The organism is Vibrio sp. D173a, from assembly GCF_030248475.1.
Genome location: NZ_JAHGAH010001656.1, coordinates 1 through 705, shown reverse-complemented (window position 1 = coordinate 705; position 705 = coordinate 1). Strand labels below are relative to the sequence as shown.

The following is a 705-nucleotide window of genomic DNA, read 5'->3' as shown; positions in this document are numbered from 1 at the left end:
CATCGTTCTTGATTCACCAACCTCATGTAAGTGGATGCGGAGTATAGCGCACAAGAATCAAAAGTACACTTTGAAGTTTACTTTTTTGAATTTAGGAGTAACATGCGCTCGCCGAAGTTAAGAAGCTGCTTTACCGTTTGGTTATTGTCTTCAATCTTGCAGCGTGGGCATAGTCGCCGTGCGAGGCGCTGAGCAATGATTAAACTCAACGACGATGCGAGGTTGAATGGCTCAATGCCCATATGAGCAAGGCGCGTGACGGTTTCTGCGGCGGAATTCGTATGTAACGTCGATAAGACGAGGTGTCCTGTCTGTGAAGCTTTAATGGCGATCTCTGCGGTTTCAATGTCGCGAATCTCTCCGACCATCACGATATCTGGATCTTGGCGCAAGAAAGATCGCAGCGCTTCAGCAAAACCAAAGCCTATTTTGGGTTGGACTTGTACCTGATTCACACCACACAGGTTTATCTCAACTGGGTCTTCCGCAGTTGAGATGTTGCGTTCAGAAGTATTGAGGATGCGAAGCCCAGTATAGAGAGAGACGGTTTTGCCACTACCCGTTGGACCCGTCATCGAGATCATCCCCTGTGGGCGTTTGAGTGCGTTGAGATACAGTGCCTTTTGTTGCTCGCTGTAACCCAATATATCAATATCAAGGTTGGCCGCACTGCTGTCGAGTAGCCTGAGAACAATCTTTTCACCC

General features: G+C 48.1%; 1 pseudogene. It reads right to left on the bottom strand.

Annotated elements, in window-relative coordinates:
• Positions 1-131: 131 nt before the first annotated feature.
• Positions 132-705, bottom strand: a pseudogene (locus KIV40_RS35380) (ATPase, T2SS/T4P/T4SS family); the annotation flags it as partial.